The 24,206-nt window shown below is 46.4% G+C and carries 25 protein-coding genes and 1 pseudogene; 12 read left to right on the plus strand and 14 right to left on the minus strand.

Features of this window, described 5'->3' with window-relative positions; genetic code table 11:
- Window positions 1–8: 8 nt before the first annotated feature.
- The 3 genes from AXI59_RS08210 to AXI59_RS08220 are packed head-to-tail and all read right to left on the minus strand — an operon-like array spanning window position 9 to window position 3,635.
- On the minus strand, window positions 9–1,121 hold the full coding sequence (locus AXI59_RS08210; protein WP_061522147.1) for a Ger(x)C family spore germination protein: 1,113 nt from the start codon (window positions 1,119–1,121) through the stop codon (window positions 9–11).
- Window positions 1,118–2,218, minus strand: coding sequence for an endospore germination permease (locus AXI59_RS08215; protein WP_061527901.1), 1,101 nt, complete (start codon window positions 2,216–2,218; stop codon window positions 1,118–1,120). The genes AXI59_RS08210 and AXI59_RS08215 overlap by 4 nt, the downstream gene beginning before the upstream one ends.
- Window positions 2,193–3,635 (minus strand): spore germination receptor protein GerAA, encoded by a 1,443-nt coding sequence (locus AXI59_RS08220; protein ID WP_061527921.1) that lies wholly within the window; start codon window positions 3,633–3,635, stop codon window positions 2,193–2,195. Before AXI59_RS08220 ends, AXI59_RS08215 begins: the two co-directional genes overlap by 26 nt.
- Window positions 3,636–3,753: 118 nt before the next feature.
- Between AXI59_RS08220 and AXI59_RS08225 the strand changes: the two genes are divergently transcribed.
- Together AXI59_RS08225 and fumC are read left to right on the plus strand one after the other, a co-directional pair.
- Complete coding sequence (locus AXI59_RS08225; RefSeq protein ID WP_061522149.1) at window positions 3,754–3,939, plus strand: YvzF family protein; 186 nt, start codon at window positions 3,754–3,756, stop codon at window positions 3,937–3,939.
- A 69-nt stretch (window positions 3,940–4,008) separates the two neighbouring features.
- Window positions 4,009–5,397 carry a class II fumarate hydratase gene (fumC, locus tag AXI59_RS08230; protein WP_061527902.1) on the plus strand — a complete coding sequence of 463 codons (1,389 nt, stop codon included), beginning with the start codon at window positions 4,009–4,011 and terminating at the stop codon, window positions 5,395–5,397.
- Between the two features lie 37 nt (window positions 5,398–5,434).
- Here fumC and AXI59_RS08235 read toward each other — a convergent pair whose 3' ends face one another.
- A complete protein-coding gene (locus AXI59_RS08235) occupies window positions 5,435–6,310 on the minus strand; it encodes a TetR/AcrR family transcriptional regulator (protein ID WP_061527903.1) in 876 nt (291 codons plus the stop codon).
- Between the two features lie 179 nt (window positions 6,311–6,489).
- Between AXI59_RS08235 and spxO the strand changes: the two genes are divergently transcribed.
- Window positions 6,490–6,654: an anti-adapter protein SpxO gene (spxO, locus tag AXI59_RS19740; RefSeq protein ID WP_156476243.1), complete on the plus strand. Its 165-nt coding sequence runs from the start codon at window positions 6,490–6,492 to the stop codon at window positions 6,652–6,654.
- Window positions 6,655–6,681: 27 nt separating this feature from the next.
- On the opposite strand, the gene cssS is transcribed toward spxO, so the two are convergent.
- Together cssS and cssR are read right to left on the minus strand one after the other, a co-directional pair.
- A complete protein-coding gene (gene cssS, locus AXI59_RS08240) occupies window positions 6,682–8,037 on the minus strand; it encodes a two-component system sensor histidine kinase CssS (RefSeq protein WP_061522152.1) in 1,356 nt (451 codons plus the stop codon).
- Window positions 8,034–8,711 (minus strand): two-component system response regulator CssR, encoded by a 678-nt coding sequence (gene cssR / locus AXI59_RS08245; RefSeq protein WP_061527904.1) that lies wholly within the window; start codon window positions 8,709–8,711, stop codon window positions 8,034–8,036. The genes cssS and cssR overlap by 4 nt, the downstream gene beginning before the upstream one ends.
- A gap of 276 nt (window positions 8,712–8,987) precedes the next feature.
- Between cssR and AXI59_RS08250 the strand changes: the two genes are divergently transcribed.
- On the plus strand, window positions 8,988–10,337 hold the full coding sequence (locus AXI59_RS08250) for a S1C family serine protease (protein WP_061527905.1): 1,350 nt from the start codon (window positions 8,988–8,990) through the stop codon (window positions 10,335–10,337).
- A gap of 49 nt (window positions 10,338–10,386) precedes the next feature.
- Here AXI59_RS08250 and AXI59_RS08255 read toward each other — a convergent pair whose 3' ends face one another.
- Both AXI59_RS08255 and AXI59_RS08260 read right to left on the minus strand, forming a co-directional pair.
- Window positions 10,387–10,851, minus strand: a complete 465-nt coding sequence (locus AXI59_RS08255) for a Dps family protein (protein ID WP_061522155.1) — start codon at window positions 10,849–10,851, stop codon at window positions 10,387–10,389.
- Window positions 10,852–10,939: 88 nt separating this feature from the next.
- Window positions 10,940–11,782 carry an oxidoreductase gene (locus AXI59_RS08260; protein ID WP_061522156.1) on the minus strand — a complete coding sequence of 281 codons (843 nt, stop codon included), beginning with the start codon at window positions 11,780–11,782 and terminating at the stop codon, window positions 10,940–10,942.
- A gap of 129 nt (window positions 11,783–11,911) precedes the next feature.
- Between AXI59_RS08260 and AXI59_RS08265 the strand changes: the two genes are divergently transcribed.
- From AXI59_RS08265 to AXI59_RS08280, 4 genes are all read left to right on the plus strand, one after another.
- Window positions 11,912–13,696, plus strand: coding sequence for a M3 family oligoendopeptidase (locus AXI59_RS08265; RefSeq protein ID WP_061527906.1), 1,785 nt, complete (start codon window positions 11,912–11,914; stop codon window positions 13,694–13,696).
- Between the two features lie 118 nt (window positions 13,697–13,814).
- Window positions 13,815–14,252: a YusW family protein gene (locus AXI59_RS08270; RefSeq protein ID WP_061527907.1), complete on the plus strand. Its 438-nt coding sequence runs from the start codon at window positions 13,815–13,817 to the stop codon at window positions 14,250–14,252.
- Between the two features lie 155 nt (window positions 14,253–14,407).
- Window positions 14,408–15,232 carry an ABC transporter ATP-binding protein gene (locus AXI59_RS08275; RefSeq protein ID WP_061522159.1) on the plus strand — a complete coding sequence of 275 codons (825 nt, stop codon included), beginning with the start codon at window positions 14,408–14,410 and terminating at the stop codon, window positions 15,230–15,232.
- A 24-nt stretch (window positions 15,233–15,256) separates the two neighbouring features.
- Window positions 15,257–15,502: a YusU family protein gene (locus tag AXI59_RS08280; RefSeq protein WP_061527908.1), complete on the plus strand. Its 246-nt coding sequence runs from the start codon at window positions 15,257–15,259 to the stop codon at window positions 15,500–15,502.
- 14 nt (window positions 15,503–15,516) lie between these two features.
- On the opposite strand, the pseudogene AXI59_RS19280 reads toward AXI59_RS08280, so the two are convergent.
- Window positions 15,517–16,096, minus strand: a pseudogene (locus tag AXI59_RS19280) (LysR substrate-binding domain-containing protein); the annotation flags it as partial.
- A gap of 8 nt (window positions 16,097–16,104) precedes the next feature.
- Between AXI59_RS19280 and AXI59_RS08290 the strand changes: the two are divergent.
- Window positions 16,105–16,437 (plus strand): tautomerase family protein, encoded by a 333-nt coding sequence (locus AXI59_RS08290; protein WP_061527910.1) that lies wholly within the window; start codon window positions 16,105–16,107, stop codon window positions 16,435–16,437.
- Between the two features lie 33 nt (window positions 16,438–16,470).
- Here AXI59_RS08290 and AXI59_RS08295 read toward each other — a convergent pair whose 3' ends face one another.
- The 4 genes from AXI59_RS08295 to AXI59_RS08310 all read right to left on the minus strand — a co-directional run bounded on the left by AXI59_RS08295 (window position 16,471) and on the right by AXI59_RS08310 (window position 19,286).
- Window positions 16,471–18,066: an MDR family MFS transporter gene (locus AXI59_RS08295; RefSeq protein ID WP_061522162.1), complete on the minus strand. Its 1,596-nt coding sequence runs from the start codon at window positions 18,064–18,066 to the stop codon at window positions 16,471–16,473.
- A complete protein-coding gene (locus AXI59_RS08300; protein ID WP_061527911.1) occupies window positions 18,063–18,548 on the minus strand; it encodes a MarR family winged helix-turn-helix transcriptional regulator in 486 nt (161 codons plus the stop codon). The genes AXI59_RS08295 and AXI59_RS08300 overlap by 4 nt, the downstream gene beginning before the upstream one ends.
- A 139-nt stretch (window positions 18,549–18,687) precedes the next feature.
- The gene (locus tag AXI59_RS08305) at window positions 18,688–19,020 is read right to left on the minus strand and encodes a spore coat protein (protein ID WP_061522164.1); all 333 of its coding nucleotides are present in this window, start codon (window positions 19,018–19,020) and stop codon (window positions 18,688–18,690) included.
- Between the two features lie 11 nt (window positions 19,021–19,031).
- Window positions 19,032–19,286 (minus strand): hypothetical protein, encoded by a 255-nt coding sequence (locus AXI59_RS08310; RefSeq protein WP_061522165.1) that lies wholly within the window; start codon window positions 19,284–19,286, stop codon window positions 19,032–19,034.
- Between the two features lie 86 nt (window positions 19,287–19,372).
- Here AXI59_RS08310 and AXI59_RS08315 point away from each other — a divergent pair, with 86 nt between their 5' ends.
- On the plus strand, window positions 19,373–20,281 hold the full coding sequence (locus tag AXI59_RS08315; RefSeq protein WP_061522166.1) for a proline dehydrogenase family protein: 909 nt from the start codon (window positions 19,373–19,375) through the stop codon (window positions 20,279–20,281).
- A 29-nt stretch (window positions 20,282–20,310) separates the two neighbouring features.
- On the opposite strand, the gene AXI59_RS19285 is transcribed toward AXI59_RS08315, so the two are convergent.
- Window positions 20,311–20,451: a YuzL family protein gene (locus tag AXI59_RS19285; protein WP_082791745.1), complete on the minus strand. Its 141-nt coding sequence runs from the start codon at window positions 20,449–20,451 to the stop codon at window positions 20,311–20,313.
- A gap of 190 nt (window positions 20,452–20,641) precedes the next feature.
- On the opposite strand from AXI59_RS19285, the gene AXI59_RS08320 reads away from it, so the two are divergent.
- A complete protein-coding gene (locus AXI59_RS08320; protein WP_061522167.1) occupies window positions 20,642–23,011 on the plus strand; it encodes a 3-hydroxyacyl-CoA dehydrogenase/enoyl-CoA hydratase family protein in 2,370 nt (789 codons plus the stop codon).
- A 10-nt stretch (window positions 23,012–23,021) separates the two neighbouring features.
- Window positions 23,022–24,197 carry an acetyl-CoA C-acetyltransferase gene (locus AXI59_RS08325; RefSeq protein ID WP_061522168.1) on the plus strand — a complete coding sequence of 392 codons (1,176 nt, stop codon included), beginning with the start codon at window positions 23,022–23,024 and terminating at the stop codon, window positions 24,195–24,197.
- The last annotated feature ends 9 nt before the right edge of the window (window positions 24,198–24,206 follow it).

Below are 24,206 nucleotides of genomic sequence, written 5' to 3' on the forward strand. Positions count from 1 at the left end.
GTGTCGTATTATTGGGACATTCCCTTTGTTCCGAAATCTTTGATGGCCACTTTGACCTTGTATTCTATATCTGATTGGCTGAAATGATGGTCCCAGTCAGCCGAAACCTTTCTCCATTTAACCGGGTAATGGATCCTGACTTGATCGCCTAAACCTGTAATATCAACCTTCAATTCATGCTGCAAATAATCGATGAATGTGGTGACATCTGAATGAATGCTGCGTTTTACCGCATTTTTGATTTCATTAATATAGGACTCCTTAAAGGAATCTTCCTTCGGATTCCAGTCCTCGGACAGCCGGCCTTCAACGAACCGGGTCACGATAAATTTAAATTTCCCGTTTCGATACTTCGTGTCAACTTTGTAGTTGCTGGAAAAAATTTCGAATGATAAATAGCGGTTGTCGTTCTTTGTATACGTAACCCCTCCCTTTACCTTGCCCGTAAACAGATTCAAATTCTCAACTTGAATAGGCGTTAAATTCGCATACCAAAATTTATTTTTAATAATGGTCGCGCCCCAGATTTCCAGTCTGCCGCTTATTTTGCGCACTTGAGGAATGGCGAAGGTTTCTCCTTTGGCGATTTTCTCAGACAGATCCCCCAATGTCACGGGCTCCATCAGCCGGATGGTCACTGAGTTATTCTCCGTTAAGTCGTAAATGGTGTTTGACGCAGGCTCTCCCTGATCACTGACTGAGAAAATGTCTTTCGTTTTGTCGGGCACCGTCAGCACATTGCAGCTTCTTCTTGTTCCGTTATCCCTGATAAATTGGTTCATCAGTGCGTCAAGCGGGATGCCGTCCTTTAACAGCGCTTCAGAAAACAGCATGACGCGCAAATGCTGGGAAAAAGCAGGATGATTTTTTAATGAGGCCGTCCTCAAGGCTTGATGAACGGTTTCCCCGGGGGTGGAAGTCACCTTTGTCGTGTCGCTTGACGATGATTGCTCGGAACTGACTTTTTTCGGAATCAGAATTTGCTGCGTCACTTCCACGTTTTCTTCCGCCGGCTTATCCAGCCCGACTCCGATGACAAGGCTTAAATCCTCAATATTCCGGCTGTCCCAGCATCCGGCCAAAAGCAATGTGCAGAGAATGATGACGATGGATTTCTTCATTGCGCTTTTTTCACCTTCCTTTTCACGGCAACGACTGCAAACATCAGCAAAGGCAGCAAAAACAAACCTAAGAAAATGTAGCCGAGAATATCACTGAACAGCATCAGCTTATTGGCGTCTTTGGACAATAACGATCCGAAGTATGTGACAATAGCCACGAAGATAACGCCTATTTTCTTCTTCAGCCCGAAAATTTTATTCAGCCCTGACGTGGCGAAATATCCGTACGATACATAAGTGCCGAAAAACTGGATAATCCATACAGCAAGTAAAAAGGACTCAAACCTTTCGATAAACAGCCCTTTTATTTCAAAGGATTGAAAGAGCGCAATCGTCGGCCAAATCATTGTTTTGACATCCTGGAGGGTTAACGCCCCGACGACGAGCACGTATGTAATGATGTATAGCATAATGGGGATGGAAAAGCCCATAGCCGACAAACGAAATGTATCCTTTTTATTCTTGAGGTATTCGGGCAGAAACAGCATGATTTCAATCCCTAAAAAAGAAACTGAAACGACAGTCAGAGAGTTCATAATAGAAGAAACCCCCTGTCCGAGCACCGGCCTCAGGTTGTCTAAATCAAATATTTTAAAGCTGAAAGAAAACACAACCAATAAAATAATAATCGTGATCGTCAAATAGAAAGGAAACAGCCGGCCCATATCGCTCATGCCCCCGATGATCAAATAGACGGCGCAGGCAATAAAAATAAAGAGAGTGACCGGCACGGGCGTTCTTTCCAATAAGAAGAATTTGACCATCTCCGCCATCGCCCGGGCTTCAAAGCTGGCGACTCCCATAAAATACAAACAAATCATGAGATTCACGATATTTCCGGCCCATTTGCCGAGCCCTTCTTTCATATAATCGAAAAAAGAAGAGTACTGGTGCTTTTTCATAATGAGCGTGTTGAGATAGATCAAAAAGATAAAAATAATGCCTTCCAGCCCTAATGCAATCCAGCCGTCAGGCGAATTTGACTTTAATGTCAGCGCCCGCGGCATGGTGAGAAGGCCGGCACCGAGCATTGTATTGGAAATCACGGCCGTTCCTTGATAGGTTGTGAGCTTATTTTGAGTTGTTTTCTGGCTCATTTGCGTTTTTCGCCTCTTTTGGTTTGTTTTTAATAGGGAGACGGAGAATAGAGTCATTGGCATTTTTTAAGCTGAAAAACCCATTCGGCGAGAAATACGGAGAACCGAAGCTTCGTTGTCTCGATAAATGAGTGTAAATCGCCAGCATAAATAAAATCATGCCGAACAGCCCGAACGCTGCCGAAGTGAACATTGAGATGAACCGGAGCACACGGAATGACAGCCCCATCCCGTACTGCGGCACCGTAAACGAAGCAAGCGCGACAATGCTGACGACGATCACCATGATAGAGCTGACGAGGTTGGCTTCAACGGCTGCCTGTCCGATAACGACTCCCCCTACTAACCCGATCGTTTGGCCGAGCGGGCTGGGAAGCCTTAAGCCTGCCTCTCTCAGCAGTTCAATCGTAATTTCCATCACCATCGCCTCAATGATAGGCGGAAATGGGACATTTTCTCTATTCGCCGAGATGGTGACAGCAAGAGACGTCGGCAGAAGCCCTTGATGAAACGATACGAGCGCGATATAAATCGACGAAAAAAACAGCGTGATAAAAATAGATGTGAACCGCAGCGCCCGGATGAGCGAGGCTGAGATCCACCGTTCATAATAATCGTCGGGAGACTGCATCAAAATGCCGAGTGAAGCAGGCACCACCAGAGCGAACGGAGAGTTGTCCACCAGTATGGCAACCCGGCCGTTGAACAGGGCGGAGGAGACTTTGTCAGGCCGTTCTGTATTTTGTATTTGCGGGAACGGCGAATACTTATTGTCCTCAATGAGTTCCTCAAGCGTCCCGGAATCTTGGATGTCGTCCAGCTGCACTTCGCCAAGGCGCTTTTCAACATCGCTGACGACAGACGATTTGGCTTTGCCCTCAATATACATGACGGTTGCGTATTTTAACTTGCTTTCTCCGATCAGGATTTTTTTCGTTTTCAGCTTCGGATGGTTTGTTCTTTGTCTGATCATGGCAATGTTTGAATCGGTATCCTCGGTGAAGGCGACTTTCGGCCCTCTTACGACCTTTTCGGATGTAGGCTCTGTTATGCTTCGCTTTTCCTTTTTACCCGTGGTCAGAATGTATACGTTGTCAAGCCCGTTAATAAAAACGGCGCAATTTCCTCTGAGAATGGAAGTGACGGCTTCTTTTGCCGTAGTGACGGGGCGGGCGTCAATCATATCGAGACGTTTTGTTACGGTTTCTAATGTAAGAGTCTCCTCTTCCTTCACCAGAGTTTTGATTGCTTCTTTTATTTTGTCTTCATCATTCAGTTCGCTGAGATACAAATAATAAAAAACAAGGCCGTTTGAAAGCATTTTTTTATTTTGAATAAGATCATCGTTCTGTTCAACGTGAGGAAGCACCATAGCCAGATTAATGTGAATATATTCCTTGAATTCCGATTGTGCCACCGCAATCACCCCGCCTTCCAATCCTTATGTAGAGGTTATCTTTTCCTGTTAAAAAAATGATATACTATGTTAAAGTATTTCATGGTACAAGTTTTTTTTATGAAAGCGGAGGAGAGATGTGGCACAAGTCAGACTGGCAGGGAATGCCGAAGAAATTGAACAGCTTATCAAATCATTTGAGGCGCATTATGAGGTAGCCTATACGTCAAAGGAGTACCGGAAAACAAATCCGAAATATAAATACTCTAAGGATTCGCGCGTCTATCTTGAACTGAAATTAAAGTCCGCAAAGATCGAAAAATAAAAAAGGGTTTCATCTGTTACTGGCGAATAATACTCAGGGTGAAGCAACTGTTATGGAGGGATACATAAAATGGAATACAGAATTGAAAAAGACACCATGGGAGAAATAAAAGTTCCGGCAGATAAGTTTTGGGGCGCTCAGACACAGCGCAGCAAAGAGAACTTTAAAATCGGTTTTGAAAAAATGCCTCAGCGTGTTGTGAAGGCGTTTGCAATATTAAAAAGAAGCACGGCGATCGCTAACGAACGCCTCGGCAATTTAGATTCTGAAAAAGCACAGGCGATTGCGGCTGTTTGTGATGACGTGTTAAAAGGCAAATATGACGATAACTTTCCGCTCGTCGTTTGGCAGACGGGAAGCGGCACACAAAGCAACATGAATATGAATGAAGTGGTGGCGAACCGCGCGACTGCTTTATTGAAAGAAAAACATTCTGACCTTACGATTCATCCGAATGATGACGTCAACCGCAGCCAAAGCTCAAACGACACATTCCCGACGGCAATGCACGTTGCGGCGGTTCTTGCCGTATACGAACAGCTCGTTCCGGCGCTTGACCAGCTCCGCGCGACACTTGATGAAAAAGCGAAGGCTTATCAAGACATTGTTAAAATCGGACGCACGCATTTGCAGGACGCGACTCCGCTGACGCTCGGCCAAGAAATCAGCGGCTGGGTCTATATGCTTGACCGTTCGAAAGAAATGATTCTGGAAGCCACTGAAAAAATCCGTGCGCTTGCCATCGGAGGCACGGCGGTCGGAACGGGAATCAACGCCCATCCGCAATTCGGTGAACTCGTGGCTGAGGAAATCACAAAAGTAACGGGGCAGACGTTCAAAAGCTCGCCGAACAAATTCCATGCGCTGACAAGCCATGATGAAATCACTCACGTTCACGGCGCGTTAAAAGCACTTTCTGCCGACCTGATGAAGATCGCAAATGACGTCAGATGGCTGGCAAGCGGCCCGCGCTGCGGCATCGGCGAAATCGTCATCCCTGAAAATGAGCCGGGAAGTTCTATCATGCCTGGTAAAGTCAATCCGACTCAATGCGAGGCGCTGACTATGATCGCCGCTCAAGTCATGGGGAATGACGCAACAATCGGTTTTGCAGCAAGCCAAGGCAACTTCGAGCTGAACGTTTTCAAACCGGTTATTATCTATAACTTCCTGCAAACGGTGCAGCTTCTCAGCGACGGAATGAATTCCTTCCATGACAAATGTGCCGTCGGAATTGAGCCGAATAAAGAGACGATTCAAGAAAATCTGTCTAACTCATTAATGCTCGTTACGGCGCTCAACCCGCATATCGGCTACGAAAACGCCGCGAAAATCGCCAAGCTTGCCCACAAGGAAGGCTTGACGCTGAAAGAAGCGGCATTACAGCTGAACCTGCTCACAGAAGAGCAATTTAATGAAATGGTAAGACCGGAAGATATGGTGCACCCGAAAGCATAAAAAAGAAAGAACGGCTGCAAAAACTGCGGCCGTTCTTCTAAATAAACTGCTGTTTTAATAAATAGCTGAGCTGCTCTGCATCTTCAGCCAGCAGTTCTGATTCCTTCAAATTCAGAATCATCCCTTTTATAATTGCCGGTTTCGGCGACTTTTTCTTCATTTCCGCTTCCAGAATCTCCAAGCTCTCGGTGAATTCAGATGCTTGCGATTTGTCCATCGTGCTGATTGAGGCACGGAGGGTCTGCAAAATCGATTTACTTAAAGGATCGGGCTGTCCGTTATGAAGCGGTCCGAACAGTGAGCTTGCCTCATCAAGAGAAATAAAAGGTTCATCCCGTCTGTCCGCCATCCCGTTCACGATGTCATCAATTCTATGAATCACCGTATCCGCCAATGCGGCCGGCTGTACGGCCCGTCCCGTCAAGATGATATATTCAAGATATATCTGATTGATTCCTTCTATTAAGAAACAAAGCTCGGCTGTATACGGCTCAACCTTTTCTCCGTAAATATTGAGGAGGCTGTCAATGTGAAATTGCAGAATCGAACTGCGGATTCTTTTTCCGCACTGCGCCACTTCCTCTGTATAAGGCAGAGATCCGTCTTTCATCTGAACCGTAATAAAATCCTGATGCGTGAGAATCGATTCATAAAACACCGCAAGCTGTTTCTGATAAGCGGCTCTCGGGCTGTCACCTTCTGTTTGAATCGTAGTGATACGGGTAAACGTTTTATCATAGTAGTAATTCAGCATTGATAGAAGCAAAGCTTCTTTGGAAGGAAAATAAATGTAAAAAGCGCCTTTGGAGATTTTGCATTCATCGGCAATTTCTTGAACTGATGTTGATTTGTACCCTTTACGGGCAAACAGTTTTATAGCTGCTTCAATAATCAGCTTTTCTTTTTCCTTCAATGGTTCCACCCTTTCGGAGCCAGGAGGCTGGCGTCTGCTGCTCATGTATGACTATGTGGTCATATTGATTTTCCATAAATTTAACCTGATTGTAACTTGTTTTTTTGTTTTGTTTTATTTATATTATAAAGTGAGATGACCGAATGGTCAAAGTTCTGGCGAAAGGGTGAATCTCAAATATGAGAGAATTAGACGAAATGATCAGCCGCTTGCGAAACAGAGGGATTAAAGTCGAAAAGGTTAAATATCCAAAGCAGACGATATCTGAAAAGAAATGGGTTCATCAATGCCAAAAACCGCTGAAAACGAACTACAGAGATTTTAACGGCTATTCCTTCACATGAAAAAAGACTGCAATAAAAAATTACAGTCTACTTTGGAACGATAATTCGGTAGGTAACACCCGATTGATCATTTTCAATTGTAATAGATGCTTTGTGCAGTGTTAAAATCCGTTTTACGATGCTGAGTCCAATGCCAAACTCGCCTTTCTTCCCTTTATTAAAAGGCTCGTATAAGCTGGATAGCATCTCATCCTCAATCGGAGGACCGTCATTTTTAACCGTCATCACAATCTGCTGCTGATTTTGGCTGATTTGAACGTGAATCGCCGTTTCGGCGTAGCGAATTTGATTTTCCAGAATGTTTTCAAGGAGCTTGCTCCATTGCTCCGGATCACCGGACATCATCGTCACATCTCCCGTGTCAACGGTCCACGATAATTCTTTCCGCGCCCATTTGAGCCGCTCAATCACTTCTTCTGTCACCTTTACAATGTCGAATGTTTCATGATGAATCGGCTGTTTCAGTAAATAATCAAGTTTCGTTAAATATAATAAATCCTTAATTTTTTTCTCAAGCTTTTCAGCTTCGCCTTCAATCACGTCAATTGTGTTTTCAAGATCACCTTTAGGAAAAATCCCGTCTTTTATCGACTGGGTATAACCCCTTATAACCATAACAGGCGTTTTTAAATCGTGAGAGATATTTTGTAAAAGCGTTCTTTCTGTCTCATCCTTTTGAACCAGCTTGCTCCGCATATCCTCAATGGTATGGCCTAATTTTCCGATTTCGTCTTTTCGGTCGACGATGACCGGATCATCCCAATCCTGTTCAGATATCCGCTTTACATGCTTTTCTAAGGAAACGAGCGGCCGCGATAAATATTTGGCGAGCCAAATCGCCGGAATCCAGCTTAATAAAATAACGCCTGCAATAATAAACAGAAGCTGCCTAAACAGTGTGTATGCCAGATCATCCCGATAGGAATCAAGTGCGTAAGACAGCATCATGGCATTTTGTCCGTTAATGGTGAGGCCTTTTTTAATGACAAAAAACACCTTCTCCCCGCTGACTTCTGCGCTGTATCGTTTCGTGATGCTGTGCTGGCGGCCGGCGAGCTTGTACACCTTATGGATAAACGAGTTAGAAAGGTAGCTCAAATCTCTGTCGCTGGCCGATTCTTCCCGCTCCGGCAAAAGGACGTGCTGCACCGGACGGAATGTAGTCGGGGCGGTCGCTTCCTCGCTGTAATATCCCCGCTCAATAGATCCGGGCAGACGGTACTCCGTCAGGACATGCTGTTCATTTTCAATTGTCGTGTATGTTTCATCCGTGAAAAAGTCACGCAGCGTATTTGAAAACAGCACGAGCAATAGGATAGAGATGGCTAAGAGGATGCCCGAAATCACAATCCATATTTGAAAAGCGAGCGGTTTATTTTTCATGACGTCATCATCCTGTAGCCGAATCCGTAAATGGTTTCAACCTTAAGCTCGGGCATTTTTTTCCGCAGCCTCCGGACAAGATCATCGACCACCCGGTCAGTACCGAAATAGTCATGGCCCCATATTTTTAACAAAATATCCTCTCTGGAAAAGGGATGGCCTTTATGATGAATGAATAAAAGCAGAAGATCAAATTCCTTAGACGTGAGATTGATCAGGTTCCCATCTTCGCCATAAACCTCTCTGGCTTCTTCGGCTACATTGTAGGAGGATACGGCGGTCCCGGTTTTTTTAGCGGCAGGCTGTTCTTTATAGACAAGCTCCAACAGCTTTTGAACCCGTATAATCAGCTCTCTGGGCAGAAAAGGCTTTGCGATATAATCATTGCTTCCAAGCTCTAAGCCAAGGACTCTGTCAATATCCGCGTCCCGTGCGGAAATAAAAATGACCGGCACATCAGGATCTTTTTCTTTTATTTCTTTTATGAGGGTGTAGCCGTCTGTATCCGGAAGCATGATGTCAAGAATCCACAGGTGGGGAGACGGCTGCATCCGTTTTCTGGCATCCTCACCTTTTGTAAAAGATGTAATGTTCCAGCCTTCATTCTCTAAATATTTTGTAAGCAGTTCATTCAGATTATCCTCATCTTCAACTAGATAAATGGTGTATGACAAGGCATCTCACATCCTTTCAACGTCATTATACTAGTTTTAACACATTCAAGGCGCATTTTCATAATTTCACATATTCTTTTCATTTTTATCCCACAATGTTTGTTTATGATGTGTATAAGGGAAGAAAGGAAGAAAAAAAGCGGGGAAGATAACATGTTCAAACACATATTGTTTTGGTGCTTTGCTTTTCTCCTTATTATTGGGACAATAGAACTTGTACATGCAATGAATATGCAATGAATAGAATGAAAACATGCTAAAGGAGCGTGCATGAATATGAACGATCACCGAGATGACAGTATCAGCAGGGATCAGTCAGATCTTTCACATACGGAACAAAATAAACAGGAACCGAAGCAGATAAGCCATCAGGAGCAGCAGCTGCTTGAAACGCCAGCAATAAAAGAGACAGCCTCGTCAGCAGAAATCGAGAAGACGGCTGCAGTGAAAAAAGAAAAGAAACGGAGAGCCGCATGGCTGAGCCCGATCTTAGGCGGAATTATCGGCGGAGGTTTGGTGCTTGGCATTGTGCCGAATCTGCCGAGTGAGCAGCATAAGATGGAAGCTGTTTCAGATACAAAGCAGGTGCAGTCCTCAAACTTTACGTCAGCGCCTTTAAAAAATACATCAAGCGTAGCGGATATGGTAGAGGATTTGGAGCCCGCCATCGTCGGAGTGTCCAACTATCAAGCATCTCAAAGCAGCCAGTTCGGGTTCGACAGCAGCTCAAGCTCTGAAACGGAGAGCGGCACGGGGTCCGGCGTCATCTTTAAAAAGGATGGCCAAAAAGCGTATATCATCACAAATAACCATGTCGTAGAAGGCGCCAACAAACTGGCGGTGAATCTATATAACGGTAAAACCGAAACGGCGAAGCTCGTCGGAAAGGATGCCATCAGTGATTTAGCCGTGTTGGAAATCAGCTCGTCAAATGTCAAAAAGGTGGCCAGCTTCGGGGACTCCTCTAAGCTCCGTATAGCGGATAAAGTCATTGCCATCGGCAACCCGCTCGGCCAGCAGTTCTCCGGCACCGTCACTCAAGGGGGCATCAGCGGGCTTAACAGAACGGTTGACGCCGATACGTCACAAGGCACGGTGGAAATGAACGTCATTCAGACAGACGCGGCAATCAATCCGGGTAACAGCGGCGGCCCGTTAATCAACTCAAGCGGCCAAGTCATCGGGATCAATAGTATGAAAGTCAGTGAAAACGGTGTGGAATCACTCGGATTCGCCATCCCGAGCAACGATGTAGAACCGATTGTTGACCAGCTGCTGGCCAAAGGGAAAGTCGAACGCCCATTTTTAGGTGTGCAGATGATTGACATGGCGCAAGTGCCGGAAACGTATCAGCAAAATACGCTCGGATTGTTTGGAGACCAGCTGTCTAAAGGCGTTTATGTAAAAGAAGTACAGTCCGGTTCACCGGCGGCCAAAGCCGGCATCAAGTCTAATGATGTCATCGTAAAATTAAATGGAAAAGATATTGAAAGCAGCGCAGATATCAGACAGATCCTTTATAATGAATTGAAAATCGGTGACAAGACGTCTATCCAAGTCCTCAGAGGCGGAAGCAAAAAGACGCTGGATGTCACGTTAACAAAACAAACTGAAAGCGCAAGCTGAGGCGCATAAAAAAGCTGAACCCTCAAATTAGGGGTTCAGCTTTTTTTCGTTATTCACCTAAGTATGCTGAAAGCATCCACACATGTTTGTCCGCTTCTTCCGCTAAACCGACAAAAAGATCGGCTGTTGAAGGGTCGTTTTGTTCCTCGGCGATGCCGATGACAAATTTCGATTCGCTGCTGATTTGTTTGTAATCGTTAATCAGCGTTTGCACCATTTCAGAAGCAGTTTTTTCACTGCCTTCATCAGAGATGGAGGCTTGTTTAAGATAGCTGTTTAATGTTGCGGCCGGCTGTCCGCCGATGGCCAGAAGCCGTTCGGCAATCGTATCGGCTGTTTCCGCCGCTTGATTATACAGCTCTTCAAATTTTTCATGAAGCGTAAAGAAGTGAGGCCCTTTTACATACCAATGGAAGCGGTGCAGCTTAGAGTACAGAATAAACCAGTTTGATAATTGGGTATTCATTGAGTTCTCAACTAAAGATTCATTTTTTTTCGTATGTTGTGTGTTCATATTTATCGTCCTCCCTGTGATCTGTTGATTTAATTATATCACATATCAAATAAAAATCAATACTAAATTATAATAATTATAAATAAGGTCAGTGGAACAGCTTTTTCTTAATGGCGGATTCCCATGCGGACCAGGAAAAAACCGAGCGGAAGGCCAGAGTCAGTTTGACGCCTTTGCCGATCGGATACCTTAATTTTTTCAGCTGTTTTTGCTGGGCTAATTGATAAATCAGCTCCGCTACCTCACGCGGATCCCCGCTTTTTGAAGCGCTGTTTTCGACGTAAGCCTTAATGGGTTCATAATAACGGTCATATGGCGATTCTTTGCCGGGAGGCGTAATTTGCTTTGCGAGAGATGTTTCCCAAATAGATGTCTTATATGATCCCGGTTCAACTAAGGCGGCAGCAATCCCTAAAGGCAAAAGCTCTAAGCGCAGGCATTCTGTAAACCCTTCTATCGCAAATTTGGAAGACGCATAAGGAGAGAGGGCAGGAAAGCCTGTCAAGCCGCTGATACTGCTGATATTAATGATTTTCGCGCCGCCATGTTTTCTCATATACGGCAGCACGGTTTTCGTGACGTTGATCAGGCCGAATACATTCGTCTCAAACTGCCTTCTGTAATGTTCCATCGGCACGTTTTCAATAAATCCTCCGTACGCCGTACCGGCATTGTTTACAAGCAGATCGACAGCTCCGTAATCGCTGATCGTTTTCCCGAAGTCAGAAACGGATTGTTCATCTGTCACATCTAACGGAACAATGGTAAGATCCCCGCCAGCCCCTGATTGAGCGGCCGTTTGCTTTAGCGCCTCAGCTTTTTCCGGCTGCCTTGCTGTTGCGATGACGTGATAAGGCCCGGCAAGCTTAATGGCTGTCAGCAGCCCAAATCCGCTCGTTGCGCCCGTTACAATGGCAATTTTTTTGGTCATATCGTGATCCTCCCGTTTTTTTCATATACATAGTGTATAACATCTTCCGGAAAGAAGGGAAAATCGTTCGGAAATCTGTCAGAATTGTTCTATAATAAAAATAAACTCGGATGAAAGGGGTTTTACAAGATGGCTTTAGAGGGTTTGAACGAAACGTGGGATTTAAGCTCAATTTTTAAAGGCGGAAGCCAGTCGGAAGAATTTCAAGCGTACATCAGCAGGCTGAAACATCATCTCAGCGCTTTTCAACAAGCGGCAGAGGCGTTTAAAGCCCCACAGCATGCAGATGATGATAAGGAGCTGACCCGTCTGATTGATATGTTTGAACGGTCAGCCATCATGATCAGGCAGGCCGGAGCATTCGTCAGCTGTCTTCAGGCCCAAAATATTAAAGATCAAAAGGCGAATGAATGGAAGGCGCAAATTAATCAGCTGAGCAGCGATTTTAAATCCTCTCTTGTCACGCTGGACCATACACTTGCTCAAATTGATCAATCCGTATGGGAAGGACTTTTGCAACAACCCGGCCTGCAGGATCTCACATACATATTAAATGAAAGAAGAGACAGGGTCGCAGAGAAACTCAGTACAGCAGAAGAGAAACTGATTGAAGGCCTGGCCGTTGACGGCTATCATGCCTGGGGCGACTTGTACAATGCGTCAGTCGGCAGAATGAAGATCCCGTTTCAGGATCAGGAGCTATCAGTCGGCCAAGCGGAAAACATGATGGCGAACCCGGATCGTTCCGTCAGACAAAACGTGTTTGAGAGGTTAAATGAAGCATGGGAGCGGGAAGAGGGATTGTTCAGCAGCACATTGAACCATCTGGCCGGCTTCCGTACCGAAACATATAGAGCGCGGGGCTGGGAAAGCGCCTTAAAAGAACCGCTTGCAATCAACCGAATGAAACAAGAAACGTTGGATGCGATGTGGCAGGTCATCACTGATCATAAACAGCCGTTTGTCGAGTATTTAAATCGAAAAGCGTCTCTTTTGGGGCTGGAGCGGCTGAATTGGTATGACGTGAGTGCTCCGGTAGGTGAGGCGCCTAAGGAATACACATATGATGAAGCGGCCAATCTGATCGTCAGCCAATTCTCGACGTTCGGCAAAAAGCTTTCCTCATTCACGGAAAAAGCGTTTCGCGATCGCTGGATCGAGGCGGAAAACCGCAGCGGCAAACGGGTCGGCGGCTTTTGCACGAGCTTTCCTGACAGCGGGGAATCACGCATTTTTATGACGTTTTCCGGCAGCGCTTCAAATGTGTCAACGCTTGCGCATGAACTTGGGCACGCGTTTCACCAGGAGGCGATGCTTCAAGTGCGGCAGTTAAACAGAGCCTATGCGATGAACGTAGCCGAAACCGCTTCAACCTTTGCAGAAATGATCGTAGCCGATGCCGCTTTGAAACAAGCTGAGACAAAGGATGAAAAGCTGTTTTTACTGGAGGATAAAATACAAAGAAGCGTAGCCATGTTTATGAATATTCATGCGAGGTTTTTATTTGAGACACGTTTTTATGAAGAGCGGAAGCAGGGAGTCGTCCCGGCAGACAGATTAAATGAGCTGATGGAAGCGGCGCAGAAAGAAGCATTCTGTGATTCATTAGGAGAATACTATCCTCATTTTTGGGCGTCAAAGCTTCATTTTCATATTTCGGGAGTTCCGTTCTACAATTTTCCGTATACGTTCGGTTATTTATTCTCGCTTGGCATATACGCAAGAGCGCTTCGGGAAAAAACCGATTTTGAAGAAAAATATATCGCGCTGTTGTGCGATACTGCTTCCATGACGGTTGAAGATTTGGCAATGAAGCATTTAGGCGCGGATTTAACGAAGCGCGCGTTTTGGGAAGATGCAGTCGGTCTTGCCGTACAAGACGTGAAAGATTTTTTGAAGCTGACTGAATCTTAATCTTCATACGCAGCAGCCGGAGTGTTCACCGCTCCGGCTGTTTTTTATCTTGAATGAATGACGGAGCCCGCCCTTGGACATACCTAAAAACGATCGGAAATGAATGGGAGTGAATCGCATGAAATGGATCAGGACGGCGGGCGCCGTATGTATCACGCTGATGCTGATTGCCGGATGCCGATTGAATGAACAAGAACGGGAAGCAAAAGAAGACATCACACCCGTCTCATCCGCAAAGCCGGTTCCTTACGAGAGCTTTTCCCTTCGGGTGAACTACGGGGACGGCGAGCATAACCGCTATGAAGGCATGTATAAAAAAAAGGGCCGTGACGAAAAGGCGGACATACAAGATAAGCTGTCAGGCGTCCATCGGGAAGGTGAAGAAGCGCTTGATGAAATGAAGATGATTCTTGGAGAACTGGCTTTAAACAGCCGGATGCCGGAAAGGGAAGTCGTTCGGCAGGTGCTCTCTGCGTTCAATTTAGACAGCCATTATGACCATTTTTATTTGAAGCTTAAGAAAAGCGACGGGGAAATGACAGAAATCAAGAACTAAACCGCAGCAATGCCTTTTTTGCCTGAAACTAATTGATAATGATACTCAAAGTCATTAATTTCTGTTACAATATAATCATGATCTCATTGTTGAATATTTAGGCAATTTGTTTATATACATAGTGTTGGGAAACACAAAAAGGAGCGGTTAGCGGAATGAGTGCAATTTCTACAGAAACGTTGAGCTTAGGGTACGGGGAAACCGTTATTATTGATGAGTTGGATGTGACAATTCCAAAAGGCGAAATTACCGTATTGATTGGCAGCAACGGCTGCGGAAAGTCGACACTTTTACGTTCATTGGCACGGCTGATGAAACCGAGGGGCGGATCTGTTCTTTTAGAAGGAAGAGCAATTGCCAAACTTCCGACAAAGGAAGTGGCAAGAGAGCTTGCCATTTTGCCGCAGAGCCCGTCGGCTCCCGAAGGCCTTACGGTGCATCAGCTTGTGAAGCAGGGAAGATACCCTTATCAAAGCTGGCTGAAGCAATGGTCGGCAGAGGACGAAAACGCAGTGGCGAAGGCGCTCAAAGCGACGAAGCTTGAGGAAATGGCCGACCGCCCGGTAGATTCCTTGTCAGGCGGCCAGCGCCAGCGCGCGTGGATTGCGATGACGCTCGCTCAGGATACGGATATCATTCTGCTTGACGAGCCGACAACCTATCTCGACATGACCCATCAAATTGAAATTCTTGATTTGCTGTTTGAATTAAATGAGAAAGAAAAGCGGACGATCGTTATGGTGCTGCACGACTTGAATTTGGCGTGCCGCTATGCCCATTATCTCGTGGCGATTAAGGATAAACAGATTTATGCGGAAGGCCGCCCTGAGGAAGTCATCACTTGCGATCTTGTGCAGCAGGTATTTGCGATGAACTGTCAGGTTACGCAGGACCCGCTCTTCGGCACGCCGCTTTGCATCCCGCACGGACGCGGCAGATGTATCGTTCAGGAAGCGGCCCTCTCCGCCCGTACGTCATAATCATTGAAGAGGGAAGGGAACGGTATGGAAGAGAAGCTTCAGCAGCAGCTTGACGGTTTGCTTGAGAAATACACGGAGCTGTTGCTTGGCGAAACCGATCATGAATTAAAGGAAGAAGTCAAGCAGTGGATTTTGTATACACATATCGCAAAAAGCATGCCTCCGCTCGTAAAACATTGGAATGAATCCTATCCGGACGCCAAACAGGGTATTAAAGATACGATACAGCATATAAAACTGCTGAATGAAAAGCACAGAAAAAAACAATAAAAAAGCTTCCGGCATCAGATAGAGGTGCCGGAAGCTTTTTTTGCTGAAAAAGAATCAATAAAAGCCCGCAATGCGCTGCTCATATACGAATCCTTCCGCGTGACAAATGCTGTTTTTTATAAAGCTGAATGCTTTCGGAATGGTCCAGGTTTGGACGGACCCTTGTGCAGCATGCTGTTCAATGACGCTTTTAGGAAGCAGCGTGGTGCCGAGTCCAGCCGTCACTCCGCCGATGATCGCTTCAAGAGTGCCGAATTCCATAATGGCCGGGTGTGCCGTTCCGGCGGAGTGAAGCCAGCGCTCCAGTGTGTACGTGCAGCCCGTGCTGTACACAAGGATCGGCTTTTTCACTGCCTCTTCTAAATCAGTGACAGCAGCCGGCGTCACGACCACCGCTTCTTCTTCAAACGCCGGGACAGATTGCAGTTCCGGATGTTTGATATGACAGCCGATAAATGCGCCGTCTAATTCGTAACGCAGAACTTTGTCGGTTAAAAATTGAGTATGACCTGTAGAAAGTGACAGCTGTACGTCAGGATAACGTTCATAATAGGCTGCCAGGAGCTTCGGCAGCCTGACGGCGGCAGTCGTTTGAAAAAAAGCTGAGTACGGCTATTCACAAAACGATGACGGAAATCATTGATGTGCCGCATGATGACTATTTTCAGGTGGTGCATCAGCATCAAAAAGGCGAGTTTTTCTATGATCCGTCCTATCTTCAAGTCGAGCGGACCGATGATCTGATTTATGTGCATTTTACATTGAAGAACTCCAGAACGGCCGAACAGAAAAAAGCATTTTATCATCAATTGGCAAGCCGCCTTCATGAAGACCTTGAGATCAGAAAAGAAGACGTGTTTATCGTGCTTTCCGGAAATACGGAGGAAGACTGGTCATTCGGAAACGGAATGGCGCAAATGATAAGTGAGACATAAAAAAAGCCCGCGGCTTTCGCGGGCTTTTGTACATTATACGGCTTTCGCCTTTTCTTCTTCTTTTCCAGATTTTTTGTTTGTCAGTTTAATTGATTTCACGAACAGTGTCAGAACAAATCCGGCTGCGATGAAGGCCAAACCAGTATAAAACACGCTGTGAAGCGAATCCATTAACGACGTTTTCAAAACCGGCACGATATGGGAAGAGAAAGCGGCCGGAATTTGCTTAATCGATTCCTGGCTGAACAGGGATTGAAGCAGTCCTTCAGGATTGCTCGCAATCATGTCTTTAAACTGAGCGGCAAAGGCACTGGCCTGTTTCGGAAGTGAGTCTAAGTACGGCACGAGTCTGTCGGTTAAAAGGGTGCCGGATCTCGCATTCATGACGGCGCCGAGCACCGTAATTCCGAATGTTCCCCCGATCATCCGGAAAAATTGGCTTGAAGATGTAACCACTCCAAGCTCTTCTTTTGAGAACGTTTCTTGCAGCGCAAGTGTGAGAAGCGGCATGACAAGTCCCATGCCCAGCCCGATCACGGCCATATAGCACGTTGCCGCAAGCTTGCTAGTATCCAGCTGCAATGTGGTTAATAAAAAGAATCCGACGCCCATAATCAGCATGCCGATCATGATTTGCGGTTTAATGCCAATCTTATAGACGAGCTGGCCTCCGATTATACTTGTAATAATCATAGAAACCATCATCGGCGTCATAATGGTGCCGGAAGCAGTGGCGCTGACCCCGATAATGCCCTGCATAAAGAAAGGAACAAACGTTACGGCGCCAAACATACCGATACTCATGAAAAAGCCGATCAAATTCAGCACGGTAAATGTTCTGTTTTTAAATAAATGCATCGGAAGAATCGGCTCTTTTGCTTTACATTCAGCAATGACAAACCCGACAATGCCGATAAGGGCAAGCGCAAAGAGACTGATAATCTGCCAAGAGCCCCATGCGTAATCCTTGCCGCCGAAGCTGAGCGCGAGAAGGAGGCTGACAATCCCGACAATCATTGTGAAAATGCCGGCGATATCAAAATTGATCGGTCCTGTCTGTTTCTTGCCTTGAAGCCCTCTTGCAATAAAGATTACGGCTAAGATTCCGACTGGAAGGTTAATATAAAAGACCCATTTCCAATTTAAAGAGTCGACAATCCATCCGCCGATTTGCGGGCCGATAACGGATGCAAGGCCGTAAATCGCTCCGAACAGACCTTGGAACTTGGCGCGCTGTTTACCTGTGAACAAATCTCCGATGACAATCATAGCCATCGGCATCATGACACCGCCGCCGATCCCCTGCAATCCGCGGAAAATAATCAATTCAGTCATATTGTTGGCCATTCCGCACAATGCGGAAGCGCCCATAAAGATAATCAAACCTGAGACATATACGACGCGGCGTCCCAATAAGTCAGCAAGTTTCCCCGCAATCGGAACGACCGTGGTAGAAGTCAGCAGATATGCCGTGGTAAGCCACGTCATCATGCTTAATCCCCCAAGATCGCCCACAATTTTAGGAATCGCTGTTCCCACAATTGTGCCGTCCAGGGCTGAGAAAAACATGGCGATGATTAAGCCTGTTATTAATAATGTGCGTTTTGAATTCGAATGTTCAGTGCTCATTTTCGGCAACTCCTCTTTTCTTTTTCATGTCTGTCTTCCGCCGTCAGGTGATTGTCGGCGGCATCCGCAACTTTTTGAATGATCTTCGACGCCTGTATCAGCTCTTCTTCAGACAGAACGGAAAGGCTGCGCGCTAATATCGCTTTTCTTCCCGCGACAACGTCTTCGAATTTTTTTTCGCCTTTTTTTGTGAGGCTGATATCGATGACTCGTCTGTCCTGCTTATTATGTGTGCGGACGATAAGGCTTTTTTGCTCAAGGCGGTCGGCCATTAAGGTCACCGCGCTCGGCCTCACCTCCATGCGCTCCGCAATCTCAGAAACCTTGCAGCTGCCGTGTTTTTTTAAACTGGCTAAAACAAATAATTGGGCGGGTGTCACCTCTTGCTTTGCCATGCTTTCCACCATTTCCGGCTGTATTTTTTGCAGCAGGGTCTGAAGGGATGCTTGAATATCAGACACATATTGATCCGCGTTTTTCATAAATCCTCCTAATCTGTTCCTCGGAAAATAATTAACATTAGTTAAATATAAATAAGGATTAATGATATGTCAATCCTTTTGTAAAAAAATAAAAAAAAAGGATTTGATGCTTGGCGAAAACATCAATCCTTTACACTTCTTATTGCTGATAAGGAGATTGCTGCTGAATGGTCTGCTGAAATTTCTGGTACGATTGCTGAAGCTTTTGGGTATCCGCTGCTTCGAGGGAATACCAGCCGTTTTGAAACATCACATCGTATAATCTTCTTTGCGCTTTTTGTGACTCATCGAAAATAGATTGAATATCTTGATAAAGAGACTCGTGGCTGAATTCGTGCAACGCTGTACAGTATGATGACGTCATATATTTTTCAGTCGTCAGCAGCTCATTCACCAAGTCTCTGTCATTCATTTGCGCCGTATTCGGCACCGGGGTTTGCGGGTTGCTGATTTTTTGGTTTTGCTGATTCATATTTTTTCCTCCTATTGCATATAGCCTGTTGTCTGTCCGCCTTGGGCAGGATTCAAATGGCCTAATATTTTTTGAAAATGTTTTTCATGCATCTGGCCGATCTGTTCAAGCTCTTGTTTTAATGTCTGATCCTGACATTGTCCTGCCATAAAGTGCGCTTTTTTCATAGCAAGCAGATTCCAGTTCAGCATGTCCTCCAGATACAAATGATCCTTCGTTGAGATAACGGCAGGCGGCATGTTTGCGTGCTGCTCTTGATTGTTCATATAAACGCCTCCTTTGATTTCTGTTCTTGTTAGGTTTCTCTATGCTCGTGATTTCATACGGATAAATTAAAAGGTGGTGCTCATCCTTGCTGCGGAGCATAAGTTTGTTTTTGTCCAAAAATAAAATGCTTACCAAACTTGCCCAGGCTTACGGCATCCGTTTCGGCGCAGGAAGATTCGTCGCAGGCGAAACGATCGGCGAAGCGGTGAAAACGGTGAAGCGGCTCAATCAATCAGGATTATCGGCCTCCATTGATTATTTAGGTGAATATGCCGGTTCAAAGAAGGATGCTGGGCGGACGGCGGAAGAATGTAAAAAAGCGATCAGAGCCATTGCCGATCATCAATTAGATTGTGAGCTGTCTGTGAAATTAACTTCCATCGGATTGGATATTTCAGAGAAACTCGCTGAGAATCATATAAGGGAGATCCTGTCAGAAGCGAAAGAGCGGAACGTTCCTGTAACGATTGACATGGAGGATTACGCCAGATGCGGACGAACGCTGGAGCTGTATAAACGGTGCAAACCGGATTTCCCTATGCTCGGAACCGTGATTCAGGCGTATTTGTACCGCGCCGCTGAGGATATCGGAAGCCTTCAGCCATACAAGCCGCGGCTCAGGCTTGTAAAAGGCGCTTATAAAGAATCGGCGGCTGTTGCATTTCCGGATAAAAAAGGGACCGATCTCCATTATCAGCAATTGATCAAGCTCCAGCTGCTGAGCGGCCATGAAACAGCGGTGGCGACCCATGACGATGACATGATTTCTTACACGAAAAAACTTATCTCCGAACACGATATTCCCCGTGAGCAATTTGAATTTCAAATGCTGTACGGGATCAGGACGGAGCGGCAGAAGGAGCTTGCTGCTGAAGGATACCGGATGAGGGTGTATGTGCCGTACGGAACCGACTGGTACAGCTACTTTATGAGAAGGATTGCTGAACGTCCGGCCAATGCAGCGTTTGTGTTAAAAGGGATCTTCAAAAAATAACGGCTGCCCCGAAAAGCAGCCGCTGCCTGTTATTCCATGTTTTCTTTTTTATATTGCTGATTTTGGCTCGTACGTTTGCCGCCGCCATGCTTTTGTGTCGGCCCCGCATTTCCTTTAACGCTGGCCGCGCTCACTGCCGCAGAAGACGGATCTTTTTTTACCCGCACCATTCCCTTCACCTCCGGCTTTAAGATTCCCGTCTTCGCTGCGGATCATGCGAAAGCCAAAAAATTTAAAAAAATTCCATATTAGCTATTGAAGTCAGCCTCGAAATCTTTTAAGATGAAAGAAGAAAAGGGTTTCATTTTTTTTGCTGAAAAAATGAATGATTATTCATTCAAAGTTCAAGGGGGATGACTCATGCACAAGTTTATAAAGAAAGCAGCTGTTCTTGGATCAGGAGTAATGGGGTCCGGAATCGCCGCGCACTTGGCTAACATCGGAATTCCCGTCCTGCTGCTTGATATTGTGCCAAACGAGCTGACAAAGGATGAGGTGAAAAAAGGGCTGTCATTAGAAAGCCCGGAGGTCCGCAGCAGACTGAGCCGATCGGCCGTGAAAAAGCTGCTGAAGCAAAAGCCTGCACCGCTGACTTCTGCTGCCAATCTCGACTATATTACGCCTGGCAACATAGAGGATAACGCGGCTGATTTGAAGGATGCCGATTGGATTATTGAAGTCGTCGTTGAAAATCTCGACGTGAAAAAACAGATTTTCTCACTTGTTGATGAATACCGCAAACCGGGGAGCATCGTTTCAAGCAATACATCCGGTATTTCTGTCACGAAAATGGCAGAAGGAAGATCAGCCGATTTTAAAGCTCATTTCTTAGGAACCCATTTCTTCAATCCTGCCCGCTATCTCAAGCTTTTGGAAATCATACCGATTCAGGAAACCGATCCAGCCGTTTTGGAATTCATGACATCATTTGCTGAAAATACGCTCGGTAAAGGTGTCGTGATCGCAAAAGACACGCCTAACTTTATCGCCAACCGCATCGGAACTTACGGCCTGTTAGTCACTGTAAGAGAAATGCTTTCCGGCGGCTATCGCATTGGCGAAGTGGATACCGTGACGGGGCCGCTGATCGGCAGACCGAAAAGCGCAACCTTCAGAACTCTCGATGTCGTTGGGCTTGATACTTTCGCCCATGTCGCAAAAAATGTGTACGATAAGGCTGACGGCGCTGAAAAAGACATGTTTAAGCTGCCTGAATTTATGAATGAAATGCTGAATAACAACTGGCTTGGCAGCAAGTCGGGCCAAGGCTTTTATAAAAAAGAAGGTAAGACAATATATGAGCTTGATCCGCTTACCATGACATATGGTGAACGCTCAAAAATGAAAACGCCCGCTTTAGAAGCAGCCAAACAGGCAAAGGGTGCCAAAGCCAAAATGAAAGCGCTTATATACTCTGATGACCGTGCCGGACACTTGCTTTGGAACATCACCTCGAAAACACTTTTATATTCCGCTCAGCTGCTGGGCGAAATCGCTGATGATATAAAAGCAATCGATGAAGCCATGAAATGGGGCTTCGGATGGGAGCTCGGGCCGTTTGAAATGTGGGATGCCATCGGCGTCAGTGAGTCGGTAAAACGTCTTGAAAAAGAAGGCGCGGAGCTTCCCGGCTGGGTGAAAGAAATGCTTGATAAGGGTAATGACACTTTCTATATGAAGGAAAACGGAACGCAATTTTATTATGCAAACGGCCAATACAGGGCGATCAAAGATAATCCGAAACGAATCAGTCTGCAAACGATAAAAGAAACAAACGGCGTCATCTGCAAAAACGGGGGCGCGAGCCTGATTGATATCGGCGATGATGTCGTACTTTTAGAATTCCACACGAAAAGCAATGCGATCGGGTTAGACATTATCCAAATGATTGACAAAGCGCTCGAGGAGACGGAGCGGAATTATAAAGGGCTTGTCATCGGAAACCAAGGCAGACATTTCTGCGCGGGCGCCAACCTGGCGATGATCTTAATGGAAGCCCAGGATGATAACTTCTTGGAAGTCGATTTTGTCATCCGCCGTTTTCAGCAAACGATGATGAACATAAAATACAGCGCCAAACCGGTCGTGGCGGCACCATTCGGCATGACGCTCGGCGGCGGAACCGAAGTCTGCCTTCCGGCGGCGCGCATTCAAGCTGCAAGTGAATCATACATGGGCCTTGTCGAAACAGGCGTCGGTCTGATTCCGGGCGGCGGCGGAAACAAAGGATTGTACATGAATTACGTGGATAACGGAGCGGAATTGATGGACGCGGCTATTAAAACGTTCGAAACAGTTGCTTTAGCCAAGGTGTCAGGCTCTGCGCACGAAGCCCGTGATATGAGGATTCTGTCTCCGGCTGACCAAGTCAGCATGAACCAAGACCATCTGTTACATGACGCGAAAAAGCTTGCGGCGTCCTTATATGACAGCGGCTATCGTCCGCCTGCACGGAAAAAAGTGAAAGTTACCGGAGAAACCGGCTGTGCGGCCTTGCTGCTCGGAGCTGATCAGATGAGGCGTTCAGGGTATTTATCAGATCACGATATGAAGATTGCGAAAAAGCTTGCCAATGTCATTGCCGGCGGAAGAGTTCCGTTCGGTACGGAGGTTTCTGAAGAATATTTACTCGAGATTGAAAGAGAAGCCTTTTTAAGTCTCGCTGGCGAGGCGAAATCTCAAGCCAGAATGCAGCATATGCTGGTCAAAGGCAAACCTTTACGGAACTAGGAGGGTGTTTATGAGAGAAGCAGTCATTGTGGCCGGTGCGAGAACCCCGGTCGGTAAAGCGAAAAAAGGGTCGCTGGCAAACGTTCGTCCTGATGATTTGGGAGCGCTTTGTGTCAAAGAAACGCTGAAACGGGCAGGCGGCTATGAAGGAAATATCGATGACTTAATTATCGGATGTGCAACACCTGAAGCCGAGCAGGGCTTAAATATGGCGCGGAATATCGGCGCGCTGGCGGGGCTTCCCCATACGGTGCCGGCCATTACGGTAAACCGATACTGCTCTTCCGGACTTCAATCCATCGCGTACGGAGCGGAAAAAATCATGATCGGCGCAGGTGACACTGTCATCGCGGGCGGAGCGGAATCTATGTCGCAAGTCCCGATGATGGGGCATGTGACGCGCCCGAATATCGCTTTGGCTGAACATGCACCTGAATATTATATGAGCATGGGCCATACAGCGGAGCAGGTTGCCGAAACATACGGCGTTTCCCGCGAGGATCAGGACGCATTTGCCGTCCGCAGCCACCAAAATGCGGCGAAAGCGCTGGAGGAAGGGAAATTTAAAGATGAAATCGTGCCCGTCGACGTGTCGCTGACAGAAATCGGCGCTGATCATAAACCCCGGGAAAAGCACTTTGTTTTTTCTCAAGATGAAGGGGTGCGCGCGGGAACGTCAGCTGATATTTTAGCGAAGCTCCGTCCGGCTTTTTCAAAAACCGGAACCGTGACAGCCGGAAACTCATCACAAACGAGTGACGGAGCAGCGGCGGTCATGCTTATGGATCGTGAGAAAGCTTCATCGCTCGGATTGGCGCCGCTTGTGAAATTCCGTTCCTTTGCCGTGGGCGGCGTCCCGCCTGAGGTGATGGGAATCGGGCCGATTGAAGCCATTCCGCGTGCCCTCAAGCTCGCCGGGCTGGAATTACAGGATATCGGGCTCTTTGAATTGAATGAAGCCTTTGCTTCACAAGCCATACAAGTGATCAGATCACTCGGAATTGACGAAGAAAAAGTCAACGTCAACGGCGGAGCGATCGCTCTCGGTCATCCGCTCGGCTGCACGGGAACGAAGCTGACTCTTTCACTCATACATGAAATGAAACGGAGAAACGAGCAATTCGGCGTGGTAACAATGTGTATCGGAGGCGGCATGGGGGCTGCCGGCGTATTTGAGCTACTTTAAAAGGGGGAA

The sequence above is a fragment of the Bacillus nakamurai genome (assembly GCF_001584325.1).
Taxonomy (GTDB): Bacteria; Bacillota; Bacilli; order Bacillales; family Bacillaceae; genus Bacillus; species Bacillus nakamurai.